The sequence below is a fragment of the Pseudomonas sp. NBRC 111139 genome (assembly GCF_001753955.1).
GTDB lineage: Bacteria > Pseudomonadota > Gammaproteobacteria > Pseudomonadales > Pseudomonadaceae > Aquipseudomonas > Aquipseudomonas alloputida.
Genome location: NZ_BCBP01000014.1, coordinates 74,957 through 86,946, shown reverse-complemented (window position 1 = coordinate 86,946; position 11,990 = coordinate 74,957). Strand labels below are relative to the sequence as shown.

The window sequence follows — 11,990 nt, the reverse complement described above, 5'->3', positions numbered from 1 at the left end:
GTGATGGGCTTTACTCTAACCACGGCAAGCTCGGCTGAAAACCGATAAGATTGCGTAAACTTGTCAGAAAAACTCACAGGTAAAATGGCCCACGACCTCCCTCCCCTCAATGCCCTGCGCGCCTTCGAGGCTACAGCCAGGCTCAACAGCGTCAGCCAGGCGGCGGAAGCGCTGCACGTGACCCACGGCGCTGTCAGCCGGCAGATCAAGGTGCTTGAGGAGCATCTGGGCGTAGCCCTGTTCGTCAAGGACGGGCGTGGCATCAAACTCACAGATGCCGGTGTGCGTCTGCGCGATGCCAGCGGTGAGGCCTTCGACCGGCTGCGCAGCGTGTGTTCCGAGCTCAGCCGTGATGTGAGCGAGGCGCCATTCGTGCTGGGCTGCTCGGGCAGCCTGCTGGCGCGGTGGTTTATCCCGCGGCTGGGGCGGTTGCAGGCGGATTTGCCTGAGCTGCGCTTGCACCTGTCGGCGGGTGAGGGCGACTTGGACCCGCGGCGGCCCGGGCTGGATGCGTTGCTGGTGTATGCCGAGCCACCGTGGCCGGCGGACATGCAGGTGCACGTGCTGGCCGAAGAATGCATCGGGCCGGTGCTCAGCCCGCATTTCGCAGGCTTCCAGCGCTTGCAGGGCGCGCCCGCCAAGGCATTGTTGGGCGAAGCCTTGCTGCACACCACTTCACGCCCGCAAGCGTGGCCTACCTGGGCGGTGCAACAGGGCCTGGACCCGACGGCCATTCACTATGGCCAGGCTTTCGAGCACCTGTATTACCTGCTGGAGGCTGCCGTGGCCGGATTGGGCGTGGCGATTGCACCGCAGCCACTGGTCGCCGATGACCTGCGGGCGGGCCGTTTGAGTGCGCCTTGGGGCTTTTCACCTACCCAGGCGGCGCTGGCATTGTGGGTGCCACGGCGCGCCGCAGACGAGCGCGCCGAGCAGTTGGCGCAGTGGTTACGGGCGGAACTTGCGCGGCAGAGCGCTTAGTTTCGCTTGCATATCAGGTAGGCCGCCAGCAGGCCCAGCGCACCAATGGCCACACCGGCGGTGGTGTAGGGGTGCTCCTGGGCGTAGTCCCGGGTGGCTATGCCGGTCTGGCGGGTGCGCTGCTTCACTTCCTCGTACGCATCGCTCAGTAGGCTGCGCGAATGACGCAGTGCGCTTTCAGCGTTGCTGCGGATTGCCTTCACCGACTTCTGGGACTCTTCCGACGCATCATGCTTGAGGTGTTCCAAGCTTTTCAGAAGGCTCTCGATCTCCGCTTCCATGCTTTCCAGGGATGTTTTACGCAGCGAGTTGCGGTGCATGTTGACTCTCCTTTGCAGTATGGGCTGTAAGGATTGCGACCCTTGGGCTGCGTGAAAGTGCGATCGAACTTTCGCTGACAGTGACTGCTCGCAGGTAAACCAGGCCTGCGCTGCTAGGCTGAATCTCACTGTCAACCATGGAGAGCACTCATGACCGATCATCACACCTACAAGAAAATCGAACTGGTCGGGTCTTCGCCCACCAGTATCGAAGAGGCGATTAACAATGCTCTGGCCGAAGCCGGTAAAAGCATCAAGCACCTGGAATGGTTCGAAGTGGTCGATACCCGCGGCCATATCCGCGACAACAAAGCGGCGCATTTCCAGGTCACGCTGAAGGTCGGCTTCCGTATCGCCAATAGCTGAAACAACGTTGGGTTGTATGATCCCGGCGTGATGAGGTATTCAGAAAAGGGGCGCCTTGGTGGGGCCCCTTCTGATTTCATCTGCACAAGGAACGCGAGTGATGAACAAACTGATTCTGGCGCTGGGCCTGATGACCCTGGCCGGTGGTGCGCTGGCAGCGGGCAAACCGTGCGAGGAACTGAAGGCGGAAATTGCGGCCAAGCTGGATGCCAAGGGCGTCACTGGCTACAAGCTGGAGATCGTCAAGAAAGGCGACCCGGCGGGCAAGGTCATTGGTAGCTGTGAGGCCGGGACCAAGGAGATTGTTTACCGCCGCGGCTGATGCGTTTGCCCTTTCGCGGACTTGCCCGCTTCCACAGTCAACCTATGGGAGCGGGCGAGCCCGTGTCGAGGGTCACTCGGCCTTGAGGGCCTGCGCCATCAGCTCATATGACCGAATGCGGTCCGCATGCTCATACAGGTCACAGGTAAAGATCAGCTCATCCGCACCCGTCTGTTCCAGCAGCACTTCTACCTTGGCCTTTACCTTCTGCGGGCTGCCGATCATGGCCAGCCCCAGGAAGCTGGCCACCGTCTCCCGTTCATGGGGCAACCACAGCCCATCCATGCTTTCCACGGGTGGCTTCTGCATCAGGCTCTGTCCGCGAATCAGCGCCAGGATGCGCTGGTAAACCGAGGTGGCCAGGTATTCGGCCTTCTCGTCGGTCTGCGCCACCACCATGGGGATGCCCAGCATCACATACGGCTTATCCAGCGTGGTCGAGGGCCTGAAGTGGTTGCGGTACACGCGAATGGCCTCGTGCATGTAGCGTGGCGCGAAATGCGAGGCGAAGGCGTAGGGCATGCCGCGCATACCCGCCAGCTGGGCACTGAACAGGCTGGATCCCAGCAACCACATCGGCACGTCGGTGTCGTGCCCCGGCACGGCGATCACTTTTTGATCATCAGTGCGTGGCCCGAGGTAGCGCGAAAGCTCCTCGACATCGTCCGGGAAGTCATCTGGGCCGCCAGCGCGGTCGCGTCGCAGGGCATAGGCCGTCATCTGGTCCGAACCCGGCGCACGGCCCAGACCAAGGTCGATACGCCCCGGATACAGGCTGGCCAAGGTGCCGAACTGCTCGGCGATCACCAGTGGCGCATGGTTGGGCAGCATCACCCCGCCAGAGCCCACGCGAATACGTGAGGTGCCACCGGCCAGGTAGCCGATCAGCACCGACGTCGCCGAACTGGCGATGCCGTCCATGTTGTGGTGCTCGGCCACCCAGAAGCGGTTATAGCCAAAGCGCTCGACATGCTGCGCCAGGTCCAGCGAGTTGCGCAGCGATTGCGCGGGGCCAGCGTCGGCGCGTACGGGCACCAGGTCCAGGGTGGAAATCTTCAGGTCACGCAGCTGCGTCATGGAGCCTCCGCAAAAGTGATTGGCCAGAGGCCTTTTTGATTCTGTATGGGCGCATTCGTTGGATTCAATGCCTGCAATCTAATTGCACTGAACTTGCAGCAGGCGGCAGGCCTCTGAACCGTAGGTAAGCAACCCAGTGACCAGGAGGCATCATGAAAAAGACAGCATCGGCAATCTGGCAAGGTGGCCTGAAGGATGGAAAAGGTCTGCTTTCTACCGAAAGCGGCGCACTCAAGCAGAACCCTTATGGCTTCAACACACGTTTCGAGGGCACGCCCGGTACCAACCCGGAGGAACTGATCGGCGCGGCCCATGCCGGTTGTTTCTCGATGGCGCTATCCATGATGCTCGGCGAGGCGGGGCTGACTGCGGAGCGGATCGACACGGCTGCAGAGGTGACGCTCGACAAGCAAGCTGACGGTTTTGCCATTACCGCTGTGCACTTGGTGCTCAGGGCCAAGGTACCGGGGGCCAGCGAGGCTCAATTCCTGGAGATTGCCAACAAGGCGAAGGAAGGCTGCCCGGTGTCCAAGGTTTTGAATGCGAAGATCAGCCTGGATGCGGCGTTGGTGGGGTGAAACGGTGCAACGGTGGTGGTTTGCTGTAGTCTAAAGAACGTCGGCAGCGCCACTGCCCTTTCCAGGAGCCGTTCCATGATTCGCGTAGCTATCGCTGTGTTGGCTTCCCTTGTCGCCACGTCTGCGCTGGCGGCCGTCAAGCCTTGCGAGGAGCTGAAAACCGAGATCGAGGCCAAGATCCAGGCCCAAGGGGTTTCGTCCTATACGCTGGAGATCGTGCCCAACAGCGAGGTCAAGGACCAGAACATGGTCGTCGGGACCTGCGATGGCGGGACGAAGAAGATCATCTATCAAAAGAATGATCGATAAGTACTATGGCCCGGGGCTGCAAGGCAGCCCCACGTTCACGGTATGCAGAACACATCGCTAGGCTCGTTCACCACCACCTTGCGGTCGGCGTCATACAGCAGCACCTGCGGCTCCATTACCGGCGCCCGCGCTTCCAGGCGATAGCGTTCGCCGGCCTTGAAGTTGTCAAAGCGTACGGTCAGGTAGCAGGTTCGGTCCCTGGGCTCGGACATGATGCCGCCCGAGTAGATTTCATAATCGAAGCGCACCACCAGTTCGTGCTTGCCCGGCGTCACCTGAAAATATCGGCCATCGTCCAGACGCTTGCCGTCGAGGCGGTCGGCCATGATCACCCGGCCGGGGGTCATGGTGTACAGATCGACCCAGGCCTGCTTGGGGTCGACGGGCGGCAAGGGGCTGGCGCAAGCCCCCAGTGCACTGAGGGCGATCAGCATCATGGGCTGGCGCATGGCAAAACTCCCACTTGCGATTTACAAGTAACAAGCATAGCGCCGTTTGTGCGGTTCAGGTGCGCTGACAACCCGCCGGCAGCCCTTGACCCAGCAGTTTTTGCTGGTGGTCGTAGAGTTTGATCCAAGGGCGGAAGCCAATGCTGCCGGCTTGCAGCTGATAACGCTGCCCGGCGCTGAAGTCCTTGAAGGTCAGCTTGACCTGGCAATCGCGCCACAATGGCTCCTCGACGGGGCCGATATTGCTGGGGTTAACCGGAAATTGATAGCGCACGGTCAGTTCGTGGCTGCCGGGTTGAACCTCGAAATAGCGGCTGTCAGCCCAGTCACGCTCATCTACCTGCACGGCGTCCAGCGACGTATTGTCGTAACGGGTGAGGTCGATCCAGGCCTGGTTCGGGTCTGGGTCTGGCAAGGTTGAACAGGCAGAGATCAACAACAGTGAGCCGGCGACCAACAATGCACGCATGGCGAAACTCCCCCTTGGCGAGATAGTCTTGGAGCGAAATGGTGTTGAGCGAGTCAGACAGTCCCGGATGCTTCGACTTTTTCTTATGCAGCGCTCAGGCCTTGGGGCACTCGACCGCATTTTCACCCGTTTGGTTCCGCTGCTTGCGGCGCTCCTGCTGAACGGTTGCAGCAATGCCGCCTACTACGGGCAGCTGGCGCAGGGCCAGTGGCAGTTGCTGCGGGCGCGGCAGCCTGTAGAGCAGGTATTGGCCGACCCTGCTACCCCTGCACCCTTGCGCGCGCACCTGCAACAGGCCGAACAGGCGCGGCTGTTTGCCAGCCAGCAATTGAAACTGCCAGACAACCGCAGCTACCGGGTATACGCCGACCTTGGACGCCCCTACGTGGTGTGGAATGTGTTCGCCACGCCCGAGTTGTCGTTGCAACCGGTAACGCACTGCTTTCCGATTGCCGGGTGCGTGGCGTACCGCGGCTACTACCAGCAAGGCGCGGCGCGAGGCGCGGCGGCGTTGATGCGTCAGGATGGCCTGGATGTGTACGTGGGCGGCGTGGAAGCTTATTCGACCCTGGGTTGGTTCGATGACCCGATTTTGTCGTCGATGGTGGGCTGGGGCGATGAGCGCCTGGCTACGTTGATCTTTCATGAACTGGCCCACCAGCGCTTCTATGTGCAGGACGATACCGAGTTCAATGAGTCGTTTGCCTCGTTCGTCGAGCAGGAAGGCACGCGGCAATGGCGTGCGGCGCGTGGGCTGGCGGCGGTTGGCGGGGATCAGGGAAAGCAGCGCGACCAGTTTATCCGCCTGGTGTTGGCCAGCCGTGAGCGATTGCAGGCGATTTATGCGGGGCCGTTGGATGATGCACACAAGCGCCGGGCCAAGCAGGCCGAGTTTGAGCGTTTGAGGCGTGAATACCGGCAGGTGCGTGATGGCCAGTGGGGCGGTGACAAGCGCTATGACGCCTGGATGTATGGGCCGATGAGTAATGCCAAGTTGTTGCCGTTCGGGCTATATGACCAGTGGGTGCCGGCGTTTGCGGCGTTGTTTCGTGAGGTGGGTGGGGATTGGGTTCGGTTTTACGCGCGGGTCGAGCATTTGGGGCGGTTGCCGATTGAAGCAAGGAAAGCGGCGCTGCAGCGTCTGATGGTTAGCCGTTGAGATTTTTGGGCCGCTTTTGCGGCCCATCGCGCCACAAGGCCCACAAAGGCCCTGCGGACGCCGATCAATGTGGGAGGGCCGGCTGCAAAGCAGCCCTGCTGGCCCTCAAGCCTTGGTAAAAGCCTGGTGCAAATCGGCTACCGTGGCGAAGTGGAAAGCGGGTTCTTCTGCCATCAGCTCTTCCTGGCTGCCAAACCCGTACCCCACCGCGACGGCCTGCAGCCCGTTGCTGCGCGCGCCGATCAGGTCATGCTTGCGGTCCCCGATCATCAGGGTGTGCGCCGGGTCCAGCCCTTCTTCATCCAGCAAATGGCGAATCAGCTCGACCTTGTTGGTGCGCGTGCCGTCCAGCTCACTGCCGTAGATCACCTTGAAGTGATGATCGAAAGCAAAGTGCCGAGCGATTTCGCGGGCGAACTCCCATGGTTTGGAGGTGGCAATGTACAGCGTGCGGCCCTGCCCGTTCAGGGCCTCAAGCAACTCCGGCACACCTTCGAACACGAGGTTTTCGTATAGACCGGTCACGCGGAAGCGCTCGCGGTAGAAGTTCACCGCATCCCAGGCCTTGGCTTCATCGAAGCTGTAGAACTGCATGAAAGCCTGCAGCAGGGGTGGGCCGATGAAGTGTTCGAGGCGGGCCAGGTCCGGTTCGTCGATGCCCAGCTTGGCCAGGGCGTACTGGATCGAGCGAGTGATGCCCAGGCGTGGGTCGGTCAGGGTGCCGTCGAGGTCGAAGAGGATGTTTTGCTGGTGCATGTACAGGGTTCCACTTGAGTGCTGCGTGGCCTTCTTCGCGGGCATGCCCGCGAATGCGGTCATTCAGGTTGATCGTAGCCTTCGGCCAGGTGCTGGTCCTTGAGCTTTACGTAGTTGCCGGCGCTGTAGGAGAAAAATGCGCGCTCCTTATCGTTCAGCAGCCGGGCCTGTTTCACCGGGCTGCCCATGTACAGGTAGCCACTGACCAGGCGTTTGCCCGGCGGCACCAGGCTGCCGGCGCCAATGATCACTTCGTCCTCGACGATGGCACCATCCATGATGGTGCTGCCCATACCCACCAGGATACGGTTGCCCAGGGTGCAGCCATGCAGCATCACCTTGTGCCCGATGGTCACTTCGTCGCCGATGATCAGCGGGAAACCGTCCGGGTTGAAAGGCCCGGCGTGGGTAATGTGCAGCACGCTGCCGTCCTGCACGCTGGTGCGCGCGCCAATGCGGATGCGGTGCATGTCGCCGCGCACCACGGTCAACGGCCAGACCGAACTGTCTTCACCGATCTCCACGTCGCCCAGCACCACCGCCGAACGGTCGACGAAGGCCCTGGGCCCAACTTTCGGAGTGTGTTGCTGGAAGCTGCGAATGGCCATGATAGCGTCTCTCATCTGTGCCGATAGGCAGGCTGCCTGCTGCGGTCGGCGTCGATTGTAATTAAGATGGGGCAGTGTTTCTTCTGCCAAGGTATCCAAACCGTGACTGCGAACAACCCGCTTCTGCAATCCCACGATCTGCCGCCCTTCTCGCAAATTCGTGCCGAACACGTGTTGCCGGCGATCGAAGCGATCCTGGCCGACAACCGTAAAGCCATTGCCGAGATCCTCGAAAAGCAGGGCAAGAACCCTACATGGGCCGGCCTGGTGCTGGCCATGGACGAACTGAACGACCGCCTGGGCGCCGCCTGGAGCCCGGTCAGCCACCTCAATGCGGTGTGCAACAGTGCCGAGTTGCGTGAGGCCTACGAGTCGTGCCTGCCGGCGTTGAGCGCCTACTCTACCGAACTGGGCCAGAACCGCGCGCTGTTCGAAGCCTACCAGGCGCTGATCGACAGCCCTGAGGCTGCCGGCTTCGACGTGGCGCAAAAGACTATCCTCGAGCACGCCTTGCGTGACTTCCGCTTGTCGGGTATCGACCTGCCGGCGGACAAGCAGCAGCGTTACGCCGAAGTGCAGAGCAAGCTCAGCGAGCTGGGCAGCCGTTTCTCCAATCAGCTGCTTGACGCCACCCAGGCCTGGACCAAGCATGTTACCGACGAAGCTGCGCTGGCCGGCCTGACCGAATCGGCCAAGGCGCAGATGGCCGCTGCAGCCCAGGCCAAGGGCCTGGACGGCTGGCTGATCACCCTTGAGTTCCCCAGCTACTACGCGGTGATGACCTACGCCAGCGACCGCGCCCTGCGCGAAGAGCTCTACGCCGCCTACTGCACCCGCGCCTCCGACCAGGGCCCGAATGCCGGCCAGTTCGACAATGGCCCGGTGATGCGCGAAATCCTCGACCTGCGCCAGGAGCTGGCCGAACTGCTGGGCTACACGAACTACGCTGAGCTGAGCCTGGCCACCAAGATGGCCGAGTCCAGCGACCAGGTGCTGAGCTTCCTGCGTGACTTGGCCAAGCGTTCCAAGCCGTTCGCCGCCCAGGACCTGCAACAGCTCAAGGCCTACGCTGCCGAACAAGGCTGCCCCGAGCTGGCCAGCTGGGATGCCGGCTACTTTGGCGAGAAGCTGCGCGAGCAGCGCTACAGTGTGTCGCAGGAAGCCCTGCGCGCCTACTTCCCGATCGACAAGGTGCTGGGCGGCCTGTTCAGTATCGTGCAGCGCCTGTACGGCATCGAAATCGCCGAGCTCAAGGGCTTCGACAGCTGGCACCCGGACGTACGCCTGTTCGAGATCAAGGAAAATGGTCAGCACGTTGGCCGTTTCTTCTTCGACCTGTACGCCCGCGCCAACAAGCGTGGGGGCGCCTGGATGGACGGCGCCCGTGACCGTCGCCGCACTGCCGGCGGCCAGCTGCAGAGCCCGGTGGCCAACCTGGTGTGCAACTTCACCCCGGCCGCGCCCGGCAAGCCCGCCTTGCTGACCCATGATGAAGTCACCACCCTGTTCCACGAATTCGGTCACGGCCTGCACCACATGCTGACCCGCATTGAGCATGCCGGCGTGTCCGGCATCAACGGCGTGGCCTGGGATGCGGTCGAGCTGCCAAGCCAGTTCATGGAAAACTGGTGCTGGGAGCCGGAAGGCCTGGCACTGATTTCTGGTCACTACGAAACCGGCGCCGCCCTGCCCCAGGACCTGCTGGACAAGATGCTGGCCGCGAAAAACTTCCAGTCGGGCATGATGATGGTGCGCCAGCTGGAGTTCTCGCTGTTCGATTTCGAGCTGCACGCCAGCCATGGCGACGGCCGCAGCGTATTGCAGGTGCTCGAAGGTGTGCGTGACGAGGTGTCGGTCATGCGCCCGCCGGCTTACAACCGCTTCCCCAACAGCTTTGCGCACATTTTCGCGGGCGGTTACGCGGCGGGCTACTACAGCTACAAGTGGGCCGAAGTGCTGTCGGCTGACGCCTTCTCGCGCTTCGAGGAAGAAGGCGTGCTGAACGCCGAGACCGGCCGCGCCTTCCGCGAGGCGATCCTGGCCCGTGGTGGTTCGCGCGAGCCGATGGAGCTGTTTGTCGACTTCCGTGGCCGTGAGCCTTCCATCGATGCATTGCTGCGCCACAGTGGTCTTACCGAGGACGCTGCAGCATGAGTGAGGTAGCTGTGAACAAGACCAAGAAGCGCTTCATTGCCGGTGCCGTGTGCCCGGCGTGCAGCGAGCCCGACAAGCTGATGATGTGGAACGACGACGGCGTACCGCACCGCGAGTGCGTGGCTTGCGGCTTTACCGACACCCTCAACGAGCAGGGCTTGTCGGTGCCGAAGGAACTCGGCACCCGGGTCAACCACCTGGCGCCGAAAGCGGCGCCGGCCAAGGTGCAGACCGTGCAGTTCTTCCCAAATCCGAAGCTGAAAAAGCCGGCTGAGTAATCCTGTCGTGCCGCCCGGGTGCAATGCCCGGGCAGGCATGGACAGGTGTTAGATAGTCAGGCCACCTGGCGCACGCGGGCCATGCAAGCTCTCTTGCTCATTTCTATCAGCAAGGTGATGCACCATGGCCAACCCTCTTCTGCAAGATAGCCATATCCCCGTCGATTACTCTTCCATCACCCTCGAAAACATGCAGGCGGCGTTCGCTGCCGTGCTGTTGGCGCACGAGCAAGGTGTCGAACGCATCATCCTGAACCAGCGGGCCATGCCCACCTGGGATGACATGGTGCTGGCGTTGGATGGGCTGGATAGCCGGCTGCTGGCAGTGTTGTATGCCGCCTCACCACTGGTCGGCCGGGATACGGCGTGGGCCAACGCCATCATTGATTTCTACGGGAAAGTGACGGCGCGCTTCGAGCAAAAATTCGCCAACACGGTTTTGCATGATCTGTATGCACGCTTGGCCGGCAGTGACATCGGCAAGCAACTGGATGTCGGGAAGCGTGCCACTTTGCGTTGGCACCTGGACAAGTTCGCCGCTAGCGGGGCGTTACTCGACACCGCAGGCAAAGCGCATCTGGCAGACCTTCAAACGCAGATTGGCACTGCACGCGAGGCGTTCCGCAGCAACATCGACCGGCCTGGGTTGAACATCACCGATGAAGCGGAGCTGAGCGGCATCCCGCAGCGGGTACGTGACGAATTGGCTGCAAGCGCACAGCAAGCAGGTAAGCAGGGGTGGTTGATTGCGTGTGACACGGTGACTACGCGTGAGGTGCTCAAACATGCTGCCAACCGCCAGCTCCGTGAGCGTGTGTACCGGGCTTTTCACGCCCGTGGCGTCAGCCATGATCGGCAACAGGACAACCGCACGTATCTGCAGCAACAGGCGCAATTGCTTGAGGAGAAGGCCCTCCTGCTCGGTTATTCCGGCCATCTGGAGCAGAGCCTGCAGGTGAAGAGTGCGGGTTCGGTAGCTCAGGTGCGCGGCTTTCTCCACGATCTGGCCGATCATGTGCGACCTGCCATGTTGCGGTGGCGTTCGCAGGTGGAGTGTTGGGCTGCCGAGCAGGGCCTGGGCAAACCCCAACCCTGGGATTTCGAGTACCTGCGGTGTGCTTCGCGCAGCGAGTTTCCTGCCGAAGCGCTGCGCGATTATTTCCCGCTGAATACCGTTGTCAGTGCGTTGCAGCAATTGGCGCAGACGTTGTTTGGTGCAGTGCTGCAGCCCAAAGCGCTGCCTGTCTGGGATGACAGCGTGCAGCCGTTCGAGGTGTGGCAGGACAGCGCTTTCATTGGCTTTCTGTATCTGGATGCCGTGCAACACGCAGGCAAGCAGCCAGACGCGGTGTTCACCACCTATGTAAGGAATCGCCGGGTCGATGCAGAGGGTATCTGCCAGGCAGCCTCGGTGGTGGTGTTCAGTGATGTGCCGCAAGCGCTGTCAGGTTCGCAGCCGTTGCTCGATCATTTGTCACTGCGCAAGCTGTTCCATGAATTCGGCCATGCCCTGCACCACCTGCTGGTACGTACGACGAACCACGTCATGTCCAATGTGACCGAGCTGGGCACCGATGGTGTGGAGTTGTTCGGCAAGCTGTTCGAACGTTGGGTCTGGGACGCGGACTACCTGGTGGCGATCTCGGCGCGCACGCACGACGGCCACCAACTATCCCGCGAGCAAGCCGATGAGTGCCTGCGGCAGCTACGGCAGCAGGGCGTGGAGGAGATCGCGGGTGATCTGTGCCTGGCGCTGTTCGACATGGACCTGCATGGCACACCAAACGATGGCAGGACCTTTGAACAGCGACTGGGTGATGCCCGCGCGCGTTGCGGTTACTGGCCACTCGCTGACTTTGAACATCCGGCGCATGCCTTCGACCACCTTGTGAACGGCTACGATGCGGGTTACTACGCCTATCTGTGGTCGGATGTGCATGCCTTCGATGTGTTCACCCGCTTCGAAGCCGAGGGCCTGTTGAACGGAGCCACGGGGCGGGCACTGCAGGAAGCACTGTTCGCCCCAGGGGCATCGCGCCCATTGCGTGAAGGCATCGAGGCGTTTCTCGGGCGGCAATCGAGCCAGGCAGCGTATCTCAGCTGGCATGGCCTGAAGTAGTCAGACCAGAGGTGCTGGAAAGATCCCGGCATGCGCGATACTGTA

15 protein-coding genes are annotated in these 11,990 nt (G+C 61.7%); 9 read left to right on the top strand and 6 right to left on the bottom strand.

Annotated features, from left to right (window positions below):
- The first annotated feature begins 84 nt into the window (after positions 1–84).
- The gene (locus BJQ17_RS00495; RefSeq protein WP_070095357.1) at positions 85–981 is read left to right on the top strand and encodes a LysR family transcriptional regulator; all 897 of its coding nucleotides are present in this window, start codon (positions 85–87) and stop codon (positions 979–981) included.
- Here BJQ17_RS00495 and BJQ17_RS00490 read toward each other — a convergent pair.
- Complete coding sequence (locus tag BJQ17_RS00490; RefSeq protein ID WP_003253078.1) at positions 978–1,301, bottom strand: YqjD family protein; 324 nt, start codon at positions 1,299–1,301, stop codon at positions 978–980. The genes BJQ17_RS00495 and BJQ17_RS00490 overlap by 4 nt on opposite strands.
- Positions 1,302–1,451: 150 nt before the next feature.
- Between BJQ17_RS00490 and BJQ17_RS00485 the strand changes: the two genes are divergently transcribed.
- Together BJQ17_RS00485 and BJQ17_RS00480 are read left to right on the top strand one after the other, a co-directional pair.
- A complete protein-coding gene (locus BJQ17_RS00485; protein WP_003253076.1) occupies positions 1,452–1,667 on the top strand; it encodes a dodecin in 216 nt (71 codons plus the stop codon).
- Positions 1,668–1,767: 100 nt separating this feature from the next.
- The gene (locus BJQ17_RS00480; protein WP_003253075.1) at positions 1,768–1,989 is read left to right on the top strand and encodes a DUF1161 domain-containing protein; all 222 of its coding nucleotides are present in this window, start codon (positions 1,768–1,770) and stop codon (positions 1,987–1,989) included.
- Between the two features lie 72 nt (positions 1,990–2,061).
- Here the strand turns inward: BJQ17_RS00480 and BJQ17_RS00475 are convergent, their stop codons facing one another.
- Positions 2,062–3,066, bottom strand: coding sequence for an LLM class flavin-dependent oxidoreductase (locus tag BJQ17_RS00475; RefSeq protein WP_003253072.1), 1,005 nt, complete (start codon positions 3,064–3,066; stop codon positions 2,062–2,064).
- 152 nt (positions 3,067–3,218) lie between these two features.
- Between BJQ17_RS00475 and BJQ17_RS00470 the strand changes: the two genes are divergently transcribed.
- Positions 3,219–3,644: an OsmC family protein gene (locus BJQ17_RS00470; RefSeq protein ID WP_003253070.1), complete on the top strand. Its 426-nt coding sequence runs from the start codon at positions 3,219–3,221 to the stop codon at positions 3,642–3,644.
- Between the two features lie 75 nt (positions 3,645–3,719).
- Positions 3,720–3,953, top strand: coding sequence for a DUF1161 domain-containing protein (locus BJQ17_RS00465; protein ID WP_003253067.1), 234 nt, complete (start codon positions 3,720–3,722; stop codon positions 3,951–3,953).
- 35 nt (positions 3,954–3,988) lie between these two features.
- On the opposite strand, the gene BJQ17_RS00460 is transcribed toward BJQ17_RS00465, so the two are convergent.
- Positions 3,989–4,402, bottom strand: a complete 414-nt coding sequence (locus BJQ17_RS00460) for a hypothetical protein (protein WP_014859486.1) — start codon at positions 4,400–4,402, stop codon at positions 3,989–3,991.
- Between the two features lie 55 nt (positions 4,403–4,457).
- Entirely contained in the window at positions 4,458–4,871 is a 414-nt protein-coding gene (locus BJQ17_RS00455; protein ID WP_003253063.1) for a hypothetical protein, read from the bottom strand.
- 85 nt (positions 4,872–4,956) lie between these two features.
- On the opposite strand from BJQ17_RS00455, the gene BJQ17_RS00450 reads away from it, so the two are divergent.
- The gene (locus tag BJQ17_RS00450) at positions 4,957–6,030 is read left to right on the top strand and encodes an aminopeptidase (RefSeq protein WP_070095356.1); all 1,074 of its coding nucleotides are present in this window, start codon (positions 4,957–4,959) and stop codon (positions 6,028–6,030) included.
- Positions 6,031–6,135: 105 nt separating this feature from the next.
- Here the strand turns inward: BJQ17_RS00450 and BJQ17_RS00445 are convergent, their stop codons facing one another.
- Together BJQ17_RS00445 and BJQ17_RS00440 are read right to left on the bottom strand one after the other, a co-directional pair.
- Entirely contained in the window at positions 6,136–6,786 is a 651-nt protein-coding gene (locus tag BJQ17_RS00445; RefSeq protein ID WP_070095381.1) for an HAD family hydrolase, read from the bottom strand.
- 59 nt (positions 6,787–6,845) lie between these two features.
- A complete protein-coding gene (locus tag BJQ17_RS00440; RefSeq protein WP_004575263.1) occupies positions 6,846–7,394 on the bottom strand; it encodes a gamma carbonic anhydrase family protein in 549 nt (182 codons plus the stop codon).
- A 102-nt stretch (positions 7,395–7,496) separates the two neighbouring features.
- Between BJQ17_RS00440 and prlC the strand changes: the two genes are divergently transcribed.
- From prlC to BJQ17_RS00425, 3 genes are all read left to right on the top strand, one after another.
- Positions 7,497–9,548: an oligopeptidase A gene (gene prlC, locus BJQ17_RS00435; RefSeq protein WP_256559294.1), complete on the top strand. Its 2,052-nt coding sequence runs from the start codon at positions 7,497–7,499 to the stop codon at positions 9,546–9,548.
- Entirely contained in the window at positions 9,545–9,826 is a 282-nt protein-coding gene (locus BJQ17_RS00430; protein ID WP_003253053.1) for a YheV family putative zinc ribbon protein, read from the top strand. The genes prlC and BJQ17_RS00430 overlap by 4 nt, the downstream gene beginning before the upstream one ends.
- 124 nt (positions 9,827–9,950) lie before the next feature.
- Complete coding sequence (locus BJQ17_RS00425) at positions 9,951–11,945, top strand: M3 family metallopeptidase (protein ID WP_070095354.1); 1,995 nt, start codon at positions 9,951–9,953, stop codon at positions 11,943–11,945.
- Positions 11,946–11,990: the final 45 nt, after the last annotated feature.